16 protein-coding genes and 2 tRNA genes are annotated in these 20,132 nt (G+C 52.0%); 10 read left to right on the forward strand and 8 right to left on the reverse strand.

Annotation, left to right across the window (positions count from 1 at the left end; genetic code table 11):
• The first annotated feature begins 25 nt into the window (after nt 1-25).
• Genes KO508_RS07685 through der form a run of 3 tightly spaced genes read left to right on the forward strand, consistent with a single transcriptional unit; the run spans nt 26 to nt 3,344 of the window.
• Nucleotides 26-691, forward strand: coding sequence for a YfgM family protein (locus KO508_RS07685; protein WP_216007771.1), 666 nt, complete (start codon nt 26-28; stop codon nt 689-691).
• Complete coding sequence (bamB, locus tag KO508_RS07690; RefSeq protein ID WP_216007772.1) at nt 691-1,863, forward strand: outer membrane protein assembly factor BamB; 1,173 nt, start codon at nt 691-693, stop codon at nt 1,861-1,863. Before KO508_RS07685 ends, bamB begins: the two co-directional genes overlap by 1 nt.
• 59 nt (nt 1,864-1,922) lie before the next feature.
• Nucleotides 1,923-3,344, forward strand: a complete 1,422-nt coding sequence (der, locus tag KO508_RS07695) for a ribosome biogenesis GTPase Der (RefSeq protein ID WP_216007773.1) — start codon at nt 1,923-1,925, stop codon at nt 3,342-3,344.
• A 30-nt stretch (nt 3,345-3,374) separates the two neighbouring features.
• Here the strand turns inward: der and pta are convergent, their stop codons facing one another.
• The 3 genes from pta to KO508_RS07710 form a co-directional block, all read right to left on the reverse strand.
• Nucleotides 3,375-5,531 (reverse strand): phosphate acetyltransferase, encoded by a 2,157-nt coding sequence (gene pta / locus KO508_RS07700; RefSeq protein WP_216007774.1) that lies wholly within the window; start codon nt 5,529-5,531, stop codon nt 3,375-3,377.
• 71 nt (nt 5,532-5,602) lie between these two features.
• Complete coding sequence (locus tag KO508_RS07705) at nt 5,603-6,790, reverse strand: acetate/propionate family kinase (protein WP_216007775.1); 1,188 nt, start codon at nt 6,788-6,790, stop codon at nt 5,603-5,605.
• Nucleotides 6,791-6,811: 21 nt separating this feature from the next.
• Nucleotides 6,812-9,229 (reverse strand): bifunctional diguanylate cyclase/phosphodiesterase, encoded by a 2,418-nt coding sequence (locus KO508_RS07710; RefSeq protein WP_216007776.1) that lies wholly within the window; start codon nt 9,227-9,229, stop codon nt 6,812-6,814.
• 240 nt (nt 9,230-9,469) lie between these two features.
• Between KO508_RS07710 and ccoM the strand changes: the two genes are divergently transcribed.
• Nucleotides 9,470-9,625 carry a cytochrome c oxidase subunit CcoM gene (gene ccoM / locus KO508_RS19115; RefSeq protein WP_216007777.1) on the forward strand — a complete coding sequence of 52 codons (156 nt, stop codon included), beginning with the start codon at nt 9,470-9,472 and terminating at the stop codon, nt 9,623-9,625.
• Between the two features lie 70 nt (nt 9,626-9,695).
• On the opposite strand, the gene KO508_RS07720 is transcribed toward ccoM, so the two are convergent.
• The 3 genes from KO508_RS07720 to KO508_RS07730 all read right to left on the reverse strand — a co-directional run bounded on the left by KO508_RS07720 (nt 9,696) and on the right by KO508_RS07730 (nt 11,155).
• Nucleotides 9,696-9,771 (reverse strand) — tRNA-Glu (locus tag KO508_RS07720).
• Nucleotides 9,772-9,864: 93 nt separating this feature from the next.
• Nucleotides 9,865-10,767: a TIGR01777 family oxidoreductase gene (locus KO508_RS07725; RefSeq protein WP_216007778.1), complete on the reverse strand. Its 903-nt coding sequence runs from the start codon at nt 10,765-10,767 to the stop codon at nt 9,865-9,867.
• Between the two features lie 10 nt (nt 10,768-10,777).
• Nucleotides 10,778-11,155 (reverse strand): sirohydrochlorin chelatase, encoded by a 378-nt coding sequence (locus tag KO508_RS07730; protein WP_216007779.1) that lies wholly within the window; start codon nt 11,153-11,155, stop codon nt 10,778-10,780.
• Nucleotides 11,156-11,260: 105 nt separating this feature from the next.
• Between KO508_RS07730 and KO508_RS07735 the strand changes: the two genes are divergently transcribed.
• From KO508_RS07735 to KO508_RS07750, 4 genes are all read left to right on the forward strand, one after another.
• A complete protein-coding gene (locus KO508_RS07735) occupies nt 11,261-11,863 on the forward strand; it encodes a DUF924 family protein (protein WP_216007780.1) in 603 nt (200 codons plus the stop codon).
• Between the two features lie 78 nt (nt 11,864-11,941).
• A tRNA-Gly gene (locus KO508_RS07740) sits at nt 11,942-12,017 on the forward strand.
• Nucleotides 12,018-12,114: 97 nt separating this feature from the next.
• A complete protein-coding gene (locus KO508_RS07745; RefSeq protein WP_216007781.1) occupies nt 12,115-12,909 on the forward strand; it encodes an MOSC domain-containing protein in 795 nt (264 codons plus the stop codon).
• 8 nt (nt 12,910-12,917) lie between these two features.
• A complete protein-coding gene (locus KO508_RS07750) occupies nt 12,918-14,888 on the forward strand; it encodes an ATP-binding cassette domain-containing protein (RefSeq protein WP_216007782.1) in 1,971 nt (656 codons plus the stop codon).
• Between the two features lie 86 nt (nt 14,889-14,974).
• On the opposite strand, the gene KO508_RS07755 is transcribed toward KO508_RS07750, so the two are convergent.
• On the reverse strand, nt 14,975-15,406 hold the full coding sequence (locus tag KO508_RS07755) for a universal stress protein (protein ID WP_216007783.1): 432 nt from the start codon (nt 15,404-15,406) through the stop codon (nt 14,975-14,977).
• Between the two features lie 75 nt (nt 15,407-15,481).
• Nucleotides 15,482-16,300 (reverse strand): hypothetical protein, encoded by an 819-nt coding sequence (locus KO508_RS07760; protein WP_216007784.1) that lies wholly within the window; start codon nt 16,298-16,300, stop codon nt 15,482-15,484.
• Between the two features lie 428 nt (nt 16,301-16,728).
• Between KO508_RS07760 and fadB the strand changes: the two genes are divergently transcribed.
• Both fadB and fadA read left to right on the forward strand, forming a co-directional pair.
• Nucleotides 16,729-18,876 carry a fatty acid oxidation complex subunit alpha FadB gene (gene fadB / locus KO508_RS07765; protein WP_216007785.1) on the forward strand — a complete coding sequence of 716 codons (2,148 nt, stop codon included), beginning with the start codon at nt 16,729-16,731 and terminating at the stop codon, nt 18,874-18,876.
• 33 nt (nt 18,877-18,909) lie between these two features.
• The gene (gene fadA, locus KO508_RS07770; protein ID WP_200364150.1) at nt 18,910-20,085 is read left to right on the forward strand and encodes an acetyl-CoA C-acyltransferase FadA; all 1,176 of its coding nucleotides are present in this window, start codon (nt 18,910-18,912) and stop codon (nt 20,083-20,085) included.
• Nucleotides 20,086-20,132: the final 47 nt, after the last annotated feature.

Consider the following 20,132-nt stretch of genomic DNA (forward strand, 5'->3'; position numbering starts at 1 on the left):
GTGAAAAACTATTACAGGAGTCATCATGGCGGAACTGCGCACCGAAGAAGAACAGGTACAGGCGATAAAAGACTGGTGGAAAAAAAATGGTAGTTCTCTGATCATTGGTATCGGTGCCGCTCTCGCGATTGTATTCGGCTGGCAGGCTTGGCAAAACCATCAGGATCAGCAGCGTGCTGAAGCCGCTAACCAGTTTGCAAGTCTATTGAATGCCTTTAGTAATCAGGCAGATGAAACTACAGGTGAGACTGTTGCTTTTGTTGCGAATACTCTGCGGGAGGATTACACCGACAGCGCCTACGCCGTTTACGGCAACCTGATTCTGGCCCGCCAGCAATTGGTTGAAGACAGCGATGCGGAAGCGGCCATTGGTTCATTGCAATGGGCACTAGAGAAAGCAGGTGAGCACAAAGCATTGTCTTTGGTGGTGCGAAATCGCCTTGCTCGCGCCCAGTTCTCTGCAGAACGTTATGACGATGCACTGGCCACCATAGATAGCGCCGGAAGCATAGGTGACACCGGAGCTTTTGCCGCGATTTTCTCCGAATTACGTGGCGACATTCTGTTGGTGCAGGGCGACAAGAAAGGGGCTCGAGATGCTTATCTGGCCGCCCGCGAGCAAAGCCTGCAAGGTCGCAGTGGCATTCTGGAGCTCAAGCTGTCTGATCTTGGTGTTGGAGAGGAAGCCTAATGCTATTAGCGGGCAACAGGCTGTTTCGGGCTGGAGTTTTCTCGGCTTTAGTCGCAGCGCTGGGCATAAGCGGTTGCAGCTCAACGGATACCTTTGAGCAGCCTGTGCCGGTCCCAGAAGTGGACGAAACGGTTGATTTCAAAACTGTCTGGAGCCGGTCGGTAGGCGAGGGACACGATGGTGACTTTCTTTATCTGGCACCGCTGAACACTGGCGACATTGTTTATGCGGCGTCTGCTGACGGTGAGTTGGTTGCCGTGGATGCCGAGACAGGAAAGCGCAAATGGAAGCGACAACTGGAAGATCGCATCTTCGCAGGTGTTGGCGGGGATTTAGAGCGGCTTTATCTGGTTACCCGTGAGGCAGATTTAGTGGCTCTTTCCCGTGAAGACGGGCAAGAGTTATGGCGCAGTGCTTTGCCCACAGAAGCTTTGGCAGCCCCGCAATCGAACGGCGCGTTGGTGGTCACTCAAACCACAGATGGGCGGGTTCTTGCGTTTGATGCTGCTAAGGGCGAGAAACGCTGGCAGTATGATGGTGTGGTACCCGTGCTGTCTCTGCGTGCCGCTGCAGCTCCGTTGGTGGGGGGCGATATGGTGATAGCATCGTTTTCCAATGGCAAACTCATGGCGTTATCGGCCGATTCAGGCCAACCTTTGTGGCAGTACGAAGTTGGGCAGCCGCAAGGGCGCACTGAGCTTGAAAGGCTTGTAGACATAGCTGGCCAGCCGCTAGTTCTAGATACTGCGGTGATGGTTACCGGTTATCAGGGTAAACTTGCACTGGTGGATATTCGTACCGGTCAGGAAATTTGGAGTCGTAAGGCGTCGAGCTTGCACGCCCCAATGGTGGGCGGCGGTAATATTTATCTTGCTTCCGCAAACGGTGATGTCATCGCATACCGCGGCTCCGATCGCAGGGAATTATGGCTTCAGGATGCTTTGTCCTGGCGTCAGCCGACTCAGCCAGCGATGTACGATGACTATTTGGTTTTGGGCGACTATGAAGGTTATTTGCACGTGCTCTCAAGAGAGGACGGAAGCCTTATGGGCCAAAAAGATTATGACGGAGATGGCCTGCGGGTTCCATTGCAGCGCATGGCCAACGGAAACCTGATGGTTTTTGGAAACGGCGGCAAACTGTCTGTATTTAAACTGGAGGCGCGGAACTGATCCGCGCTTCCAACGCTCTGCCGCATGCAGAGCCTAAAACGACTGTATAGCGAACCATTATGACCCCAGTAATTGCCCTTGTCGGCCGGCCAAATGTTGGTAAATCGACATTGTTTAACCAGATGACGCGTACCCGCGATGCTCTGGTTGCGGATTTTCCCGGCCTGACCCGCGATCGTAAGTATGGTGAGGGCACATACGAAGACCAGCGCTTTATCGTTATTGATACTGGCGGCCTGACGGGCACGGAGGAAGGGCTGGATCTTGAGATGGCCCGACAGTCTATGCAAGCCGTTGATGAAGCGGACATAGTGCTGTTTTTGGTTGATGGTCGCGCAGGTCTGACCGCCGGCGATGAAATCATTGCCGATCACCTACGCCGGTCGGGTAAACACGCGCATTTGGTAGTAAACAAGACTGATGGTCAGGACCCGGACGTCGCTGCGGCTGATTTCCACAGTCTCGGTTTCGCGTCAACTTTTATGATAGCTGCATCCCACAACCGTGGCGTTCGGTCGATGTTGGAGTTGCTGCTCCCCTCCGAAGAAGATCGTGAAGCAGCCGACCGTGCGGATCGCTACCCGGGCATTCGCATTGGTATTGTCGGACGCCCCAACGTGGGGAAATCTACGCTGGTTAACCGGATGCTGGGTGAAGAGCGAGTCGTCGTTTATGACATGCCGGGCACGACCCGAGACAGTGTTTATATCCCTTATGAGCGTCATGATAAGCAGTACACGCTCATTGATACTGCCGGTGTCAGACGTCGCAAGAACGTCAATGAGGCGGTGGAAAAATTTTCCATTATCAAAACGCTGAAGGCAATCGATGATGCCCATGTTGTGATACTGGTTATCGATGCGCGGGAAGGCTTGGTCGATCAGGATTTACACCTGATCGGGTTTGTTCTCGATGCTGGTCGCTCGTTGGTGGTTGCGGTCAATAAATGGGATGGCATGGATGCAGAAGATCGCGCCAAGGTGAAAGAGCAGGTGAAGCGGCGCCTAGACTTTTTGGATTATGCCGACAAGCATTATATCTCTGCGCTCCACGGCTCAGGCGTAGGCGTTATGTACGAGTCGGTAGAGGCATGTTATGAATCCGCTATGGCGAAATGGCCAACCAACCGCCTAACAGCTATCCTCGAAGATGCTATTGCACAGCATCAACCGCCCATGGTTCGTGGGCGTAGGATCAAGTTGCGCTATGCTCACCAAGGTGGCTCAAACCCGCCGGTTATTGTTGTCCATGGCAACCAAACGGACGCTTTGCCGGGATCATACAAGCGGTATTTGGAAAACACGTTTCGTAAAGTACTTAAGGTTACAGGCTCTCCGATACGGTTTGAGTTCCGTTCCAGTGAGAACCCCTTTGCCAATAAAGTTGACCGTAAAACACCCCGGCAAAAGGTCAAGCAGGATAATGACTTGAAGGCTGGGCGGAAAGTGAAAAAGACCCGTCAGAAAAGCCTCAAGCGCTGACAAGTCTTTTTCATATTCAGACGGGGCGGCTTAGGCCCGCCCCGCGTCCTCGACCTGCTTCGCCTGAACAGCCGTCAGTGCAATGGTAAACACGATATCCTCTACCAAGGCTCCTCTTGACAGGTCGTTAACCGGCTTTCTCAAACCCTGGAGCATTGGGCCAATACTCACTACGTTAGCGCTACGCTGAACCGCCTTGTAGGTGGTATTGCCGGTGTTGAGGTCCGGGAAAATGAACACCGTCGCTTTGCCCGCTACTTTGCTGTTCGGAGCCTTGCTCTTGGCCACGCTTTCGATAGCCGCAGCGTCGTATTGCAGAGGGCCGTCAATGAGTAGGTCTGGCCGGCGCTGACGGGCGATTTTGGTGGCTTCACGAACTTTAACCACATCATGCCCGCTACCCGACTCACCGGTGCTATAGCTGATCATGGCGACCACCGGTTCTACACCGAAGGCCTCTGCAGACTCCGCACTTTGAATGGCAATATCCGCCAGCTCTTCTGCGTTGGGATCCGGGTTTATGGCGCAATCGCCGTAAACGACTACCTGCTGGGGTAACAACATGAAGAAAACTGACGACACGACGCGAGCGTGATCGTGGGTCTTGATAAGCTGCAGAGCAGGGCGCACGGTGTTCGCGGTGGTATGAATAGCCCCTGAAACAAGGCCGTCTGCCTCATCCAGAGCGACCATCATGGTGCCTAAGACCACATTGTCCTCTAGCATAGCCTCAGCCATATCCGAAGTGAGCCCTTTGTGCTTGCGTAGTTCAACCATTGGCGCGATGTAGCTTTGCCGCATATGGGCCGGGTCGATGATCTCAATATCATCGGGTAGCTCAAATCCTAGGGATGTTGCAACACCACGAATTTCGTTTTCATCGCCGACTAAAGCGCAGCGCGCAAGTTGACGCTGATGGCAGATAATTGCTGCCTCAACCGTACGCGGTTCACTGCCTTCGGGCAGCACGATGCGTTTATTGGCGGCTCTCGCTCTTTCAGAAAGCTGATAGCGGAATGCTGGCGGGGATAGACGACTCTGAACTTGAACGCGAAGGTGCTCTTGAAGCCAGTCGGTATCAATTTTCGTTGCCACCGCTTCCATCGCTTTTTCAACCCGATCGGGATCGTCGGTTGGAATGGCGGTGGAAAGGCTTGCCAGCATGTGGGCTGTTTCGTAGGTATTAGCGGAGGAGCTCAGTACTGGCAAACCTGTATGCAGCGCGCGGGAGCACAAATCAATAACGCGCTGATCCGGCATAAGGCCACCTGTTAACATCAGGCCAGCCATGGGAACACCATTTAAAGCCGCAACGGCCGTTGCCACTATAATGTCCTCCCGATCACCCGGGGTCACCATGAGCGTGCCGGGGCTCAGAGTCTCCGTCATGTTGCGGATTGAGCGGGCACACACAGATACCTTTTGAACGCGCCGTATGTGCATTTGGCCTTCATGCAGTACCGGCACATTAAGTTCGCGGGCGATATCAGACACCCGTGGTGCTAATAGGTCGGACTGCCAAGAGATCTCGCCGAGTAAACGGAAGCGGCCACCCCGGAAAACCTTACACTCATTCCGGTAGTCAGGGGTTTCGCCTTCAGTTTGGCTGATATTGCTGTATGGCTCCAACCCTGATCTCTCGGGCTCACCGAGTTTGTTGAGAATAACGGCGATCGCATCCTGCGCAGATGCATCGGAAAACAGACGGGCGGAGAAATCCAGCTCTTCGTCCAGATCGCTGGGGCTGCTATTGCCAGGAGCGCTGACCAACACGACCTCCGCCCCGAGGTTGCGCGCGACTTCCACGTTGAGCCTTGCGATGTAGGCTTCACGACGATCCGGAACAAGTCCCTCAATGACCACAACATCCACATCTTTGGCAACTTTTTGGTATTCACCGACTACGGTTTCCATTAGCAGGTCGGATTTTCCGCGGTTCAGTAACTGCTGGGCCTTTTTAAGAGGTATTGGGTCGGGTGGCTGAAGGTGGCTGCGTGAGCGGACAAAAGTAACGGATGCGTCTTTGCCACCGTTATGTGAGGACTCGCCGTGGTTAACCGACTGGCAAAAGGGTTTGTAAAACCCAACACTGATACCTACACGCTCCATGGCGCGTAGTAAACCCAGACAGGTTGAGGTCAGCCCTGAGTCTATGGAGGTAGGTGCAATAAACAGACTTTTAGCCATATAGAAGTTCCGGGTTGTTCAATTAATGAGTTTTGAATCTTAGGCCAATGGGAAATCTAGCGAGTTGACTTCTAAGCAATGGAGGCCAAACGCTTAGCTTCACGGGCGATCACCAGCTCTTCGTTAGTTGGAATGACTAATATAGGGAACCGCGAACGGGTATCGTCTATTCTTCCGTCGCTGTAACGGCCGTGATGGGAATTCATGTCCGCGTTAATGTCAAAACCAAGCAGATTCAGGTGGCTAACGGTTTGCTTCCGTACACGATGGCTGTTTTCCCCGATGCCGCCAGTGAATACTAGGGCGTCGAGCTGGCTCAGCGAAGCCATCATTGCGCCTATGTACTTTGCCAGACGGAAACAAAAGATCTCGATAGCAAGGGCCGAAGGCTCATGCCCGTGGTCCGCTAGTTCACACAGTGAGCGCATATCGTTAGTCTGCCCGGAAATCCCAAGAAGCCCGCTTTTCTGGTTAAGCATCTTGTGGACCTCTGCCTGTTGCATGCCCCTCGACCTCAGGTAATCAAAGAGTCCGGGGTCGATATCACCGCTGCGGGTTCCCATAACCAGTCCTTCTAGAGGAGTAAGCCCCATACTGGTGTCCACACTCAAGCCGTCTTTGATTGCCGTAATGCTGCAACCATTGCCAAGATGGGCGGAGATTATCGATGTGGTTGCTGGCGTTTTTTCTAGTAGGCGTGCCGCTTCGTGGGCCATAAAAAAATGGCTGGTGCCGTGGAACCCGTAACGCCTTACATTCAAATCCCGGTAGTAGGATTCCGGCAATGCATATAAATAAGCACGGGGCGCTAAAGTTTGATGGTACGCAGTGTCGAACACGGCAACCTGCTCAGTGTCAGGGAATTGTTCTCTGGTTGCTTCAATGCCTACCAGATTGACGGGGTTATGCAGGGGAGCTAAGTCAGCGCAGCCTTTGATGGCCTTTATCACATCACTATCGATGAGCACCGCCTGGCGAAAGGTTTCACCGCCATGTACTACGCGGTGCCCGATGGCCGTGGGGGTGGTGGACATTAGTTGTCGGTCACTGAACGCCGAAACTAGTGCCTTAAGCGCCTGTTTGTGATCAGCGGTGGCTGGTAATGTCACCGCTTGCTCATCCCCATCAATGCGCGCAAATGCATCCTGTCCATTCAATCGCTCTGCGATGGCAGACGCGAGTTTGTTTTCATTTTCGTCGAATAGTGCCAGCTTCAGTGACGAACTGCCGCAATTAACGACAAGAATGGATTGCTTCATGGTTTGGCGTTTCCCTGAACATCAGGTTTGTTTAGGAAGGTGGGCTTTTAGCCACACGGTAAAGTCATCGGCAGGGAGTGGGCGGCTGTAAAAGTAGCCTTGGGATAAATCACAGCCTTCCTGCTTCAGGAAGTGAGTTTGTGACTCTTCCTCAACGCCTTCCGCAATGATGGTTAACCCTAGGCTGTGTGCCATGTTGATGATGGCGCAGACTAATGAGGCTCCCCCTGGGGTTTTCGTTACATCGTGGATAAAGGTTTTGTCGATCTTAAGGGTGTCGAACGGGTAGCTTTTGAGATAGCTAAGTGCGGAGTAGCCAGTACCGAAGTCGTCGACCGACAGGCGGATACCTTCTCGGTCCAGCTCTCTAAGAATTTCTGCTGTTTCAATTGAATTGTCGAGAAGCAGGCGTTCGGTAATTTCTAGTTCCAGCAGATCCGGAGCCAAATTGCTGTTAGATAGTGCCTGCATTACTGTTTTCGTAAATCCAGAGTCTCTAAATTGCCGCGGAGACACGTTCACTGATATTCCAATGTCTTGGCCGGTAATGTCTTTCCAGCGGGTGGCTGCATGGCAGGCTTCTTCAAGTACCCAGGCGCCTATGCTAATAATAAGCCCGGTTTCTTCCGCCAATGGAATAAAGCGGTCCGGCATAACCATACCCATAACGGGATTGTTCCAACGCAATAAGGCTTCTGCAGCACTCACTTCCCCGGTGGCGGTATCCACAATTGGTTGGAAGTAGAGTTCAAACTCATGCAGCTCCAGGGCCCTCCGCATTCGAGACTCCATTTGCAGGCGCTCGTGGGATACCTCCGACATTTCGGGAGTGAAGTGTGCGAAAGAGCTCTTACCTTGCCGCTTTGCTTGGTACATGGCTGCATCAGCGTGCTGGAGTAGGGTACCGCTGTTATCGGAGTCGCTAGGGAAAATCGCTATACCAATACTCGTAGTAACAAATACTTCCTGGCCATTCAGGGTGTAGGCTGGTCTAAAGTTATCGAGAATGCGCTCTGCAACTTGAGAGGCAGGTTCGGGCCCGGTCAGACCCGGCAAAATAACCAGAAACTCATCACCTCCAAGTCGGGCAACTGTGCTAGTACCGCGTAAACAACTGGAAATACGACGGGAAGCTTCAATCAGTAGATTGTCTCCGGCGTCGTGCCCTAGGGTATCGTTGATGTGTTTGAAATTATCGAGATCCAAAAACATAACGCCAACCATGGAGTCTTCGCGGCGGGCTTGAGCCAGTGCTAGCTTGAGGCGATCCAATGCCAGCATTCGATTGGGCAGGCCGGTTAGAATGTCGTAGTTAGCCTGACGCAATAACTGCTGCTCGTACCGTTTTCGTATGCTGATGTCTTCCCCGAGAATGAGGTAGCCTGTCGCATCGCCATCGCTATCCTTTATGGGGGTAACGATCAGCTGTTCCCAGAACCGCTCGCCATTGCGTCGGGTGCTGTTCACTTCACCCTGCCAAACACCCACGCGCTGAACCTGCAAGCGGATGGATTGCCAGAGTTGGCGGTTGTCACGGACTTCCATTGGGTTATCGCTTAAAGCGCCAGGATGTCGGCCAACAATGGACTTTGCGTCGTAACCGGTGAGCTGCGTGAACTTATGGTTTGCAAACTCGACCCGCCATTGGCGATCGCATATAACTACGGAGGAAGGGCTCTGTTCAATGGCCATAGAAAACTTATGAATCTCGGCCGCATCTTTCTTCTGCCGCACCATGTCATCACTCAAGCGCTCGCGCATTTGATTGATCGCTTCGGATACACGTCCGATTTCATCATTTTGTTGCGACGGTGTATCCGGGCGGTCGAGTGTGAGCGGCGTGCTGAGGTTTGCCAGCGAGAAATCTCTTGCGTAATTCGCCATGGTAGTGAGGTGACGAGCAACAAAGTGCTGAAACACCCAAATGATAAGCATGGATACAAAAAAAGTTTTCAGAAATTGGGTGGCGAGAATGATGCCGATCTTTACCTTCAGGTTCTGGTAAACCCGGTCCAGGTTGGCCGTTACTGTTAGTTCGCCAAGCTTGAAGGCCTTGTCGCCCTGATGAATTAGGTCAAAGCTATGGGATTGGGTGTCAGCGCCGCGGGGAATCTCACCCATGACCAATTCGGAGTCGGGCTCTATACCCAATCGAAGGTGGGTAATGTCGGGAAGGCTTAAAATTCCTTCCATTTGCGTCTGGAGCAGTTTTTGGTCAAGCGCCCAGAGACTTCTGGATAGGCTTGAGGCATAGCCGGACTCGATTACCTGCATACGGCTATCGATTTGGTCTAGGTCTTTGCTGTAATCCGAATAAATCTGAATGGCGGATGCAATAAGGGTGAAAGCCGAACTGAACAGAAGTATCCAGGCCAGCAGCCGAAACGACAGCGGAGAGCCCGAGCGAAAACGTTGAAGGCGTGTCGGCAGTTTCGGCATGTCGTACTCAAGCCACCCAGACCGGTTGATTATTACGTAGATTCCATTGCCTGCAGACTATACCAGTCCTGATGTTCAAATTCCCTGAAATTCGGTCAAAACCGGGCAGAAATATACAGGCTTCTGCATTTGTACGTTTCTTCCGAAAGTGCTGCTGTCCATTGACGCAGGTCAATACCTGCATTGTAGGGTGGCGTAACCTGAGCTTAGTCAAGTTTGATACAGGTGGAGAGAAAGAATATGTATATGGACGCAGTCGTTTTGGCCGGAATTGCAACGGTACTTCTGATGGTGGTGTTCTTTATTGGCGTGGGTATTTTCGTGATGCGAGATCAGAAATCTCACGGCGGTAGTCAGGCTAAGAAAAGTATTAAAACTAGCAGAAAAGCCGCTTGAATACGCGAACTATGATCTAAGGTTATTAGCGCTTTCTGCTTCTTGCCTTAAGTCAGCAGAGAAGTAGAAATGGCGTCCCCTAGGGGGTTCGAACCCCTGTTGCCGCCGTGAAAGGGCGGAGTCCTAGGCCACTAGACGAAGGGGACGCAACGCTTCAAAACCTTGCCTCGTCGAGGTGGCGCGTATATTAAGTAAGCTTTCCTCGGCTGTCAACGACTTTGCTAAAAAATTGTAGTTATTTATCTTGTTGCGTCTTCAAGTGCTTCTCGAAGTGTTGGGTAGCTGAACTTAAATCCCGAGTCGAGCAGGCGCGCGGGGATCGCTCGCTGCCCTGTTAGTAAAAGGCGGGACATCTCACCCAGCGCTATTTTAAGAAGTGGTGCCGGGGCTGGGAATATCGCTGGTCGTTTAAGAGTGTTAGCGAGGCATTGCGTGAATTCACGATTGGTGGTCGGGTTGGGACTAACCACATTATATGCACCCGAAGCTTCTGGGGTCTCCAGCATCCAAATAAGGGCGGCGACCACATCATCCCGGTGAACCCACGGCATGTATTGGCGGCCCGAACTTAGACGGCCCCCAAGCCCAAGTTTGAAGGGCAAGATCATACGCTGTAAAAAACCGCCGCCATTGCCAACTACGATTCCCGTTCTAGACAGGCATACCCGTACTCCGGGCGGTTGCAGCTTGATAGCAGCGTCTTCCCAGTCCTTACAGAGTTTATGGGTGAACTCATCGTTAGGTGGGGTGTCTTCAGTCACTCTTGCTTCGCCTTGGGCCCCGTAAAAGCCAACTGCAGAGCCTGAAACAAAGACCTCCGGCCATTGCCCCCAAGTGTTTATGACATCCACAAGCGCTAGGGTTAAGCTAATACGGCTATCCCGCAGGGTTTGTTTACGCCCTTCGGTCCAGCGTTTGTCCGCGATACCTTCCCCGGCTAGGTTGATAACGCCATCAAAGCCAGTATGGGCGCGAAGCGATTCAATGTTGCCGATAACCTCAACTTGACCGCAGAGAGAGCGAACTTTGTCGGCTGCTTGTCTGCTTAAAACACTCAGGCGGTAGCCCCGGCTAAGCATTTCGCTGCAAAGCACGCTCCCGACGAAGCCGGTGCCACCGGTAATGAGAACATGCTTGTTCATGGTTTTCCCCTTAGTCGTCTGTGCTTTGATCAAGCTGCAGTGCTACCACATCCTTAATCGCCTGCCCCAGGAGAGGGTTTTCCCCGATGGGGGCGGAAAGCTTGATTCGTGCCCCCGTGGTCCTCTCAAGCCCCTCGATCATAGCTGGTACATCTTTGCGTAGGTGGCGCCCGGCAGCGAGAAAGAGGGGCACGATTGTGAACTCACTGGCTCCAGCTGCAACGCCCTCATGGATTACTGCGTCTAGAGATGGTTCGGCTAGCTCCATGTAGGCAATGCTCGAATTACTCACGGCTTGCAAGGTAGGCTCTGCAAGAGCCTCGAAAGTATCGCACCAGCGTTTGTCGCTGCTGCCGTGTGCTAGCAAAATAATACGTTGGTTGCTCATCCGATCTCCTGACTCTTTATGGTTAAAAATGCGTTTGTCGTAATTTGTATTGCGGGTCGGTATTCTCTTCTGAATCTAACATTCAAGATAACAGGGTGGTCTCTAATGTTCGATTGGAAAGAGATTCTGGATTTCTGGTTTGGAGATTTAGATGAAAACGGGCTGCCCAACAGCTCCTACCGCAGCCGTTGGTTTGGCTCAAACCGGAAATTTGATCAGGAGATACGCCGCCGATTTCTTTCAATGGTTTTGTTTGCGTCTGAACAAGGGCTGGAGCACTGGCGCAAAGCTGCAGGCGGGCGGTTGGCGGAAATTATATTGCTCGACCAGTTTTCGAGAAATATCTTTCGCGGTGGGGCGCTTGCGTTTGAGCAAGATAAGGCTGCGAACAAGCTCTGCAAGGAGGCTATGCGTAAAGGTCAGGATATGGCGCTGCCACCCATTCAGCGTGCATTTGTATATATGCCTTTGCAGCACTCCGAACGCACCGGTGACCAGGCTCTTTCGGTAGAGTGTTTTGAGCAGTTGGTTGCATCTACGTCTGGAGTGCTGCAAGACAATCTTAAAGGCTTTTTACGTTATGCGCGGGACCATCAGGAGATCATCGAGCGCTTTGGCCGTTTCCCCCATAGAAACCAAGCTCTCGGACGGGTGTCGACCGAGGCTGAAAAGGAGTATTTAGGTACGGCCTCGCGCTACGGCCAATAAAAATTTCGAAAGAAGGTTGACGAAAGGCATGGGATGAGTAGAATACGTTTCCGTTGTCGGCACAAGCTAAACAACACTGCGGGAATAGCTCAGTTGGTAGAGCACGACCTTGCCAAGGTCGGGGTCGCGAGTTCGAATCTCGTTTCCCGCTCCATATTTTAAAAACCCGGTCTCGCGAGAGGCCGGGTTTTTTGCTATTGGTTTATACTGGCCGCCACATTCATATTACTGTCCGGTTCCGGAGGCGCGCCTTGAAAGTTCATTCGCTCCATCTATACCCTGTTAAATCGCTCGCTGGCATTCAGGTTTCCCACTTTGAAATGGATGACTTCGGCCCGAAAAATGATCGGCGCTGGATGATTATTGATGAGGATCGGAACTTCGTTACCCAAAGGTCCCTCCCGCAACTTGCGCGTGTGAAGACCGATCTATCGGAGAGCTTGGTCAGCATTTCTATACCGGGAGAGGGTGATTTTACGCTGCAGCACACCAACCAAGAGTTGCGGGTGCTGGTATGGCGGGACTGGGTTTTAGCTTATAGCGGAGAAGCTGCAGCGAGTTTGGCGCTGAGTCGTTTTTGCGGCAAAGAATTGCGCTTCGTTTACATGCCGAATTCTTCGTTCCGTCGCGTTGATGCCGAAAGGGTAAGCGAATATCGGCGTGTAGGTTTTGCTGATGGATTTCCATTTTTAATTACGAATACGGCGTCGCTAGAAGAGCTCAATGGGCGCCTTGAAGAACCGGTAGAAATGCGCCGATTCCGCCCTAATATTGTTGTTGAAGGAGCAGCTGCATGGCACGAAGACCGCTGGCAGAAGCTAAAAGTGGGCGGGCAGAGTTTTGCCATAGTAAAGCCGTGTTCGCGTTGTGTTCTTACAACGGTCAACCCGGATACCGGGAGCAAAGACCCCGGCTTACAGCCGTTAAGAGCTCTCTCGGGCTTCCGCAGAACACCTGAAGGCGTAATTTTTGGCCAGAATGCAATTCACGAGTTTCCCGGAATTATTCATGTAGGTGATTCCGTCACAGTTATTGAATCGGAGTAGAAAACAACGTGCCACTGTTAATCCTGGACTCAATATCTCTAGCCTTTGGAATGCACCCTTTGCTTGATCAGGCGTCTTTGACTATTGAAGCCGGAGAGCGTGTGTGTTTGTTAGGGCGAAATGGAGAGGGCAAATCGACCCTGTTGAAGATTGTCAGCGGCGAGGTTATACCGGATGGAGGAAAGGTTCGTCTTGACGATGGCGCTGTTCTGGCGGTTTTGCCTCAAAACCTCCCGTCTGACGACACGAGAACTGCATACGAAGTTGTAGCTGGTGCTTTTCCAGAAACAGGGCAGCTTTTGGCTGAGTTTCACACGCTCGCGCAGCAGGCGGATGAGGCCAGTCTCGACCGCATGATGAAGGTCCAGGAGCGTATTGAGGCCTTGGATGGCTGGCGGCTTGATCAGAAAGTTACCGCTGTTTTGGCGCAATACGGAATAGACCCGGATCAGCGGCTCAACACGCTCTCCGGAGGTTGGCAGCGCCGGGCGCTGTTGGCCAGAGCGCTAGTGAGTGAGCCAGACATCCTATTGCTTGACGAACCTACCAATCATCTTGATGTTCCCGCTATTGCGTGGCTTGAAGAGGCGCTCGGGGCTTTCCGGGGTGCTATGTTGTTTGTGAGCCATGACAGGGCTTTTATAAGGCGTATGGCCACCCGGGTTGTGGAGTTAGACCGAGGTAAGCTGATTAGTTTTGCTGCCTCTTATGACCGATACCTGGAGCTCAAGGAAAAAGCCCTTGAGGAAGAAGAACGAGAAAATGCGCTGTTCGACAAACGCTTAAAGCAAGAGGAGGCGTGGATCCGCCAAGGCATTAAAGCGCGTCGCACCCGTAATATGGGAAGGGTGAGAGCGCTAAAGGCCATGCGCGAAGAGCATCGACAGCGCAGGGTTCGTGGCGGTACCGCAAGCTTTGCAGTGGAAGATGCGGCGCGCTCGGGCAAGCTGGTGGTAGAAGCGGTTGACGCCGGTTTTGCGTACTCTGGTGGGGCGCCAATCATTCGTGATATGACCCTCACTGTGCTTAGGGGGGATAAAATTGGCCTCGTCGGGGAGAACGGAACAGGTAAAACAACCTTGGTGCGATTGCTTTTGGGGGATTTGGAGCCTACAGAAGGCTCCATTCGGCGTGGCACCAACCTCCAGGTTGCTTACTTCGATCAGCTTCGTGGTGAGTTGGATCTGAGCCGCAATGCCCTTGATAACCTGTCTGAAGGGCGTGAGTTCATTGATATAAACGGTCAGAGCAAGCATGTGCTTGGGTATTTGCAGGAGTTCTTATTTACACCTGAGCGCGCCAGATCACCGGTGCGAGTATTTTCCGGTGGTGAGCGCGCAAGACTTTTGTTGGCAAAGTTGTTCAGTAAGCCCGCGAATATTCTTGTGCTTGATGAGCCCACAAACGACTTAGATGTTGAAACACTGGAATTGCTTGAGGAGCAGCTTGCCGAGTTTGCCGGCACAGTAATCGTTATCAGTCACGACCGTGAGTTTCTGGATAACGTTGTTACTGAAACCGTCTTTTTGGATGGCTCCGGCAGGGTTCGGGAATACGTCGGCGGTTATAGTGACTGGCGCCGGCAAGGCGGACGCTTTCCGGCCGAGGTGGCTGGGGCACGCCCAGATCGTCACGATAAGGCAGCTAAGTCTGGTAAACAAAGTGACAAAAAAAAGCAGCCAGATTTGCCAGCAAAAAGCGGGCAGGGTGGAAGTGGTTCGAGTGTAGGAGGGACGAGTAAGCCCAAACCGGTAAAACTCAGTTATAAATTAAAGCTCGAGCTCGAACAACTGCCTGACCAAATAGAGGCCTTGGAGCAAGAAGTGGCCAGTATTCAAGCCCGCATCGCGTCGCCCGAGTTCTATTCGGGATCGCCTGAAGATGTTGCTGCAACGCTTGAAGCGCTGGAGAAAAAAGAAGCTAGCTTAGAGAAGGTGATAGAGCGGTGGATGGATCTTGAAGAGCAATCGCTTGGTTAAGAAGGTTTGAAGGGATAAAAAAACAAACCCGGAGTGTAAGCGTACACCCCGGGTTTGTTAATTAAACTCTGTGGTTGTGCGAAGCGTTAGCGAATTCTAATCGCCAAAACGTCGCACTCCGTCCCATGCAAAACACCATTGGCGGTGGAGCCAAGTAGTAGTTGAAAACCTTTCCGGCCGTGGCTTCCTACAATCACTAGATCAGCTTCCTGCTCTTTAACCAAGCGGTGAATTTCAGACTCCGGGCGTCCCACAGTCACAATTTGGTTAACTTTATCTACGCCGTACTGGTCACCATAGGCTGAGAGTTGTTCCCGGGCGGCTTTGTCAAGTTGATCCTGAAGCTCGGTCAAATCCATCGGGATATCACCACCGTAGGCATAACCTACAGGCTCGACAACGTGAACCAGAACCAGAGTTGCGTTGTGGGCTTCACTCATGGCTTTGGCTTTTAGCAAAACTTGAGGCGCTTCCTCGGTAAGATCAATGGCAACAATCATTTTGTTGTAGGCGGACATCCCTAACTCCTTATGTATCGGCTTTGTTACAGCATAATACGCGAGCCGGCTTCTGGAAAGGGCTCGCCCAAGAACTCATGCTCCTTGCTGGAGAAGAGAGATGGCAGCGGTCAGGCCTTCAAGAATGCGCTTGGAGTATCTATCGATTACAAAGCCCACATTATTCTCATTGTAGTTAATGTAGGAACCGCGGATGAACTGCCATTTGGCGTTGGCGTCATCTAAAACAGTTTTCAATTCCCCTTTGTCTTGATTGGAGCCCATGGCCGCCAATAACTGGTCGAATTCCTTGGCTTGCTCGTCAAGGGAGACTTCGGTAGCTGTGCCCTGAAATATTTGAGCAACGGAGGAGTTGGTCCGTACCGAATACTTGGCCATCATTTGAGCAATTTTCACCGCACCCAGCCTAGCAGCTTCCAGGCGGGTACTGGTCTCTGCCTGAGATTTCTCTTGAGCAATTTGATACAGCTCAGTGGCCATATCGTTCATTACCAACGCTTGATCGGCCATGTCTGACAACAGGCGCAAATCCGGATAGCCGGTGTTACGCACATCATTGATATTGTTGCGCATTAGGCCTTTGAATTTATCGAACTCACTGTTGAGCTCCTCAAGTTGCTCTTTCGATAATACGCCGCTGGTGGTTGTTGCGAGGAGATTCATGGAATCGTTAGCGGAGTTGATACCTGCCACGATCTCGTTCAGGGTGTCAGTACTACCTTCCCCGATAAACCTGTAGTAGGCATCCAAAGCAACGTAGTTGCTCACACGGAAAGTATGAAGCTGTGATAAGAAGCTATTTGCCTCCTGAGCTTTGATGTTCATGGATGAGAGCAAAAGCAGGAGGACGGTCGCAATCAAAGAGGAGCGCACACGCAGGCGGACGATGTTCATCGGATTGATTCTCCGTAATGCATTTATTATTGTGTACCAAAGTCGTAGATCGAAGGTAAAGTAACTTTCTTGGCCAATCAAGCGATTTTGGCGGTACGGGTTCCCGCAAATGTAAATATGTTTGAATTTTGCGAGACGAAGTTCAGGTTTTCTCTCCGAATAATCATGTAACTAGTTGAAATAAAAGATATCTATGCCGTTACGGCTGAGAAAGTCTTGCATGTTCTGCCCGCTCAACAAAGAAACAAATTGACAAACGTGCTGTTTTTTCACATCGTGTGTCCTCGCGATTCAAACGACCGTATGAATTTTAGGGTCGATTAATCGGGCAGTGACCGAAATCTCGCTGCACAAAACAGCTCCGACAGCTTAATCAAATGAGCTTTCAGAGTTGGAGGCAGTTCCAAACACAGACTGGAGATCAGTTGATGATTTACGAAGGTAAAGCCATCACGGTTAAAGAGATCGAAGGCGGGATCGCTCAGTTGAACTTTGACTTGCAAGGCGAGTCGGTAAACAAGTTCAACCGTCTTACCATTGAAGAGCTCCACGCCGCGACTGATGCACTTAGCGCACAGAAGAAACTCAAGGGCTTGGTAGTTACCAGCTCGAAAGACAGTTTCATCGTTGGCGCCGACATTACAGAGTTTACCGATCTGTTTGCCGGTTCCGAAGAAGATCTGGTAGCCAACAACCTTAAAGCAAACGCCATTTTTAGTGCAGTTGAGGACCTTCCGTTCCCAACCGTAACTGCTATCAACGGTATGGCATTGGGTGGCGGCTTTGAAATGTGCCTGGCAACCGATTACCGGGTTATGGCACCCAAGGCAAAAGTTGGTCTGCCTGAAGTTAAACTGGGTATCTTCCCGGGCTTCGGCGGTACTGTTCGTCTGTCCCGCCTTGTTGGTGTGGATAACGCAGTAGAGTGGATTTGTGGCGGTTCAGAAAATCGTGCCGACGCCGCTCTGAAAACCGGCGCTGTTGACGCAGTTGTCGAGCCAGCTAAGCTGGTGGAAGCTGCCGTTGCCATTATTAATCAGTGCAACGAAGGCAAGCTTGACTACGAAGCGCGGCGCGAAGAGAAGAAGGGCAAGATCAAGCTTAACGCCATGGAAAGCATGATGGCGTTCGAGATATCCAAGGCGTTTGTTGGCGGTAAAGCGGGCAAGAATTACCCGGCACCTGTAGAAGCCATCAAGGTAATGCAGAAGCACGCTGGCATGACCCGCGACAAGGCTATTGAAGTCGAAGCCAAGGGCTTCGCCAAGATGGCGAAGACCAACGTGGCAGCTTGCCTTGTTGGCTTGTTCCTGAATGATCAGGAGCTTAAGAAAAAAGCCAAGGCGTGGGAAAAAGAAGCATCTGATGTAAATCTGGCTGCCGTACTCGGCGCCGGTATCATGGGTGGTGGTGTAGCTTATCAGTCAGCACTGAAAGGCACGCCTATCATCATGAAGGACATTAACCAGGACGGTATCGCACTGGGTCTGAAAGAAGCCAAGAAGCTGTTGGCCAAACGTGTCGATAAAGGCCGTATGGATGCAGGCAAGATGGCTGATGTTCTCAATAGCATCACTCCAACCCTCAACTACGGTGATTTCAAGAACGTAGATCTGGTTGTTGAAGCCGTTGTTGAAAACCCGAAGGTGAAAGATGCGGTTCTGCGTGAAGTCGAGGATGCGGTACGTGATGACACCATTCTGACTTCTAACACATCGACTATCTCCATCGATCTTCTGGCTAAAAACCTTAAGCGTCCGGAAAATTTCTGCGGTATGCATTTCTTCAATCCGGTGCACATGATGCCATTGGTTGAGGTCATCCGTGGCAAAAAGACCAGTGACCGTGCGATTGCAACAACCGTTGCCTACGCCAAGGCCATGGGCAAGACACCGATCGTTGTAAACGATTGCCCGGGCTTCCTGGTAAACCGTGTTCTATTCCCGTACTTCGGTGGTTTTGTCGGCTTGGTGCGTGACGGTGCGGATTTCCAGCACGTAGATAAGGTAATGGAAAAGTTCGGATGGCCCATGGGTCCTGCATACCTGCTCGACGTTGTGGGTATGGACACAGGTAAGCACGCTGGCGAAGTAATGGCCGACGGCTTCCCGGACCGCATGAAGCATTCAGAAACGACTGCCATCGACGTGATGTTCGAAAACAACCGTTATGGTCAGAAGAACGATAAAGGCTTCTACAAGTACGAGCTGGATCGCAAGGGCAAGCAGAAGAAAGTTGTAGACGAAGAAACCTACAAGTTGCTCGAACCGGTTGTTCAGGGTAAGAACGAATTCAGCGACGAAGACATCATCGCTCGTATGATGCTGCCTCTGTGTCTGGAAACCGTTCGCTGCCTGGAAGACGGAATTGTTGAAGACCCGGCTGACGCCGATATGGGTCTGATCTTCGGTATCGGTTTCCCGCCGTTCCGTGGTGGTGCCCTGCGTTATATCGACGATATGGGTGTTGACAAGTTCGTGGAACTAGCAGACAAGTTTGCAGACCTCGGTGCTTTGTATCACCCGACTGAGAAGCTGCGTGAAATGGCCAAAACTGGCGAAAAGTTCTTTGGTTAACCCTGAACGAGATTTCCGAACGGAGAAAGATCTATGAGCCTTAATCCGAGAGACGTTGTCGTCGTCGATTGCGTGCGGACTCCGATGGGTCGTGCCAAAAACGGTTGTTTCCGCCATGTGCGTGCGGAGACCCTGTCGGCTGCGCTGATCGATGCATTGTTCGAGCGCAACCCGAAGCTCGACCCGAAAGAAGTTGAAGATGTCATCTGGGGCTGTGTAAACCAGACTAAAGAGCAGGGCTTTAACGTGGCGCGGCAGATTTCGCTGCTGACCCGTATCCCTCATGAGTCTGCAGCCCAGACTGTTAACCGTTTGTGCGGCTCCGCCATGAGCGCGATCCATACAGCGGCGCAGGCCATCATGACCGGCAACGGTGATGTATTTATGGTCGGTGGTGTTGAGCACATGGGCCACGTACCCATGACGGCGGGTTTCGATCATAACCCTGCTGCTTCGAAGTATACTGCCAAGGCATCCAACATGATGGGCCTGACCGCGGAAATGCTGGCGAAGATGCACGGCATTACCCGTCAGCAGCAGGATGAGTTCGGCGCTCGTTCGCACCGTCTGGCGCAGGAAGCGACTGTAGAAGGTCGCTTTAAGAACGAAATCGTACCCATTGAAGGTCATGACGAGAACGGCTTCAAGGTGCTGATTGAGCACGATGAGACTATCCGTCCAGAGACCACTGCGGAATCTCTGGGCCAGCTAAAGCCGGCTTTTGATCCGAAAAACGGTACGGTAACGGCGGGTACTTCATCCCAGTTGACTGACGGTGCTGCAGCGATGGTGCTCATGTCTGCAGAGCGAGCGGAAGCTCTGGGGCTGAAGCCGATTGCGAAGATTCGCAGCATGGCTGTTGCAGGTTGTGATCCCGCAATCATGGGTTACGGCCCTGTTCCTGCGACGAAAAAAGCGCTTAAGCGTGCAGGCCTGAAAGTTGAAGATATCGACTTCTGGGAGCTGAACGAAGCGTTTGCTGGTCAGTCGTTGCCAGTACTAAAAGACCTAAAGCTTCTGGGTGTAATGGAAGAGAAGGTTAACTTGAACGGCGGCGCGATTGCTTTAGGCCATCCGCTAGGTTGTTCTGGTGCCCGTATCTCTACGACCCTGTTGAATGTAATGCAGGCCAAAGGCGGTAAGCTTGGTGTGTCCACCATGTGTATCGGCTTGGGGCAGGGTATTGCAACGGTCTGGGAGCGCCTGTAATCCGCTAAGCGGGTGCAGTGACGCTTTCATGGAAGGCCCGGCTCGCG

This window comes from Marinobacter salexigens, from assembly GCF_018860765.1.
GTDB classification, from domain to species: Bacteria; Pseudomonadota; Gammaproteobacteria; order Pseudomonadales; family Oleiphilaceae; genus Marinobacter; species Marinobacter salexigens_A.

What these genes read in the sequence shown, in the direction of transcription:
- KO508_RS07725 (WP_216007778.1), bottom strand. Translation starts at nt 10,767, where the DNA reads ATGAACAAGCATGTTCTCATTACCGGTGGCACCGGCTTCGTCGGGAGC.
- KO508_RS07735 (WP_216007780.1), top strand. Translation starts at nt 11,261, where the DNA reads ATGTTCGATTGGAAAGAGATTCTGGATTTCTGGTTTGGAGATTTAGAT.
- KO508_RS07730 (WP_216007779.1), bottom strand. Translation starts at nt 11,155, where the DNA reads ATGAGCAACCAACGTATTATTTTGCTAGCACACGGCAGCAGCGACAAA.
- fadA (WP_200364150.1), top strand. Translation starts at nt 18,910, where the DNA reads ATGAGCCTTAATCCGAGAGACGTTGTCGTCGTCGATTGCGTGCGGACT.
- pta (WP_216007774.1), bottom strand. Translation starts at nt 5,531, where the DNA reads ATGGCTAAAAGTCTGTTTATTGCACCTACCTCCATAGACTCAGGGCTG.
- KO508_RS07755 (WP_216007783.1), bottom strand. Translation starts at nt 15,406, where the DNA reads ATGTCCGCCTACAACAAAATGATTGTTGCCATTGATCTTACCGAGGAA.
- KO508_RS07760 (WP_216007784.1), bottom strand. Translation starts at nt 16,300, where the DNA reads ATGAACATCGTCCGCCTGCGTGTGCGCTCCTCTTTGATTGCGACCGTC.
- fadB (WP_216007785.1), top strand. Translation starts at nt 16,729, where the DNA reads ATGATTTACGAAGGTAAAGCCATCACGGTTAAAGAGATCGAAGGCGGG.
- ccoM (WP_216007777.1), top strand. Translation starts at nt 9,470, where the DNA reads ATGTATATGGACGCAGTCGTTTTGGCCGGAATTGCAACGGTACTTCTG.
- der (WP_216007773.1), top strand. Translation starts at nt 1,923, where the DNA reads ATGACCCCAGTAATTGCCCTTGTCGGCCGGCCAAATGTTGGTAAATCG.
- bamB (WP_216007772.1), top strand. Translation starts at nt 691, where the DNA reads ATGCTATTAGCGGGCAACAGGCTGTTTCGGGCTGGAGTTTTCTCGGCT.
- KO508_RS07710 (WP_216007776.1), bottom strand. Translation starts at nt 9,229, where the DNA reads ATGCCGAAACTGCCGACACGCCTTCAACGTTTTCGCTCGGGCTCTCCG.
- KO508_RS07705 (WP_216007775.1), bottom strand. Translation starts at nt 6,790, where the DNA reads ATGAAGCAATCCATTCTTGTCGTTAATTGCGGCAGTTCGTCACTGAAG.
- KO508_RS07685 (WP_216007771.1), top strand. Translation starts at nt 26, where the DNA reads ATGGCGGAACTGCGCACCGAAGAAGAACAGGTACAGGCGATAAAAGAC.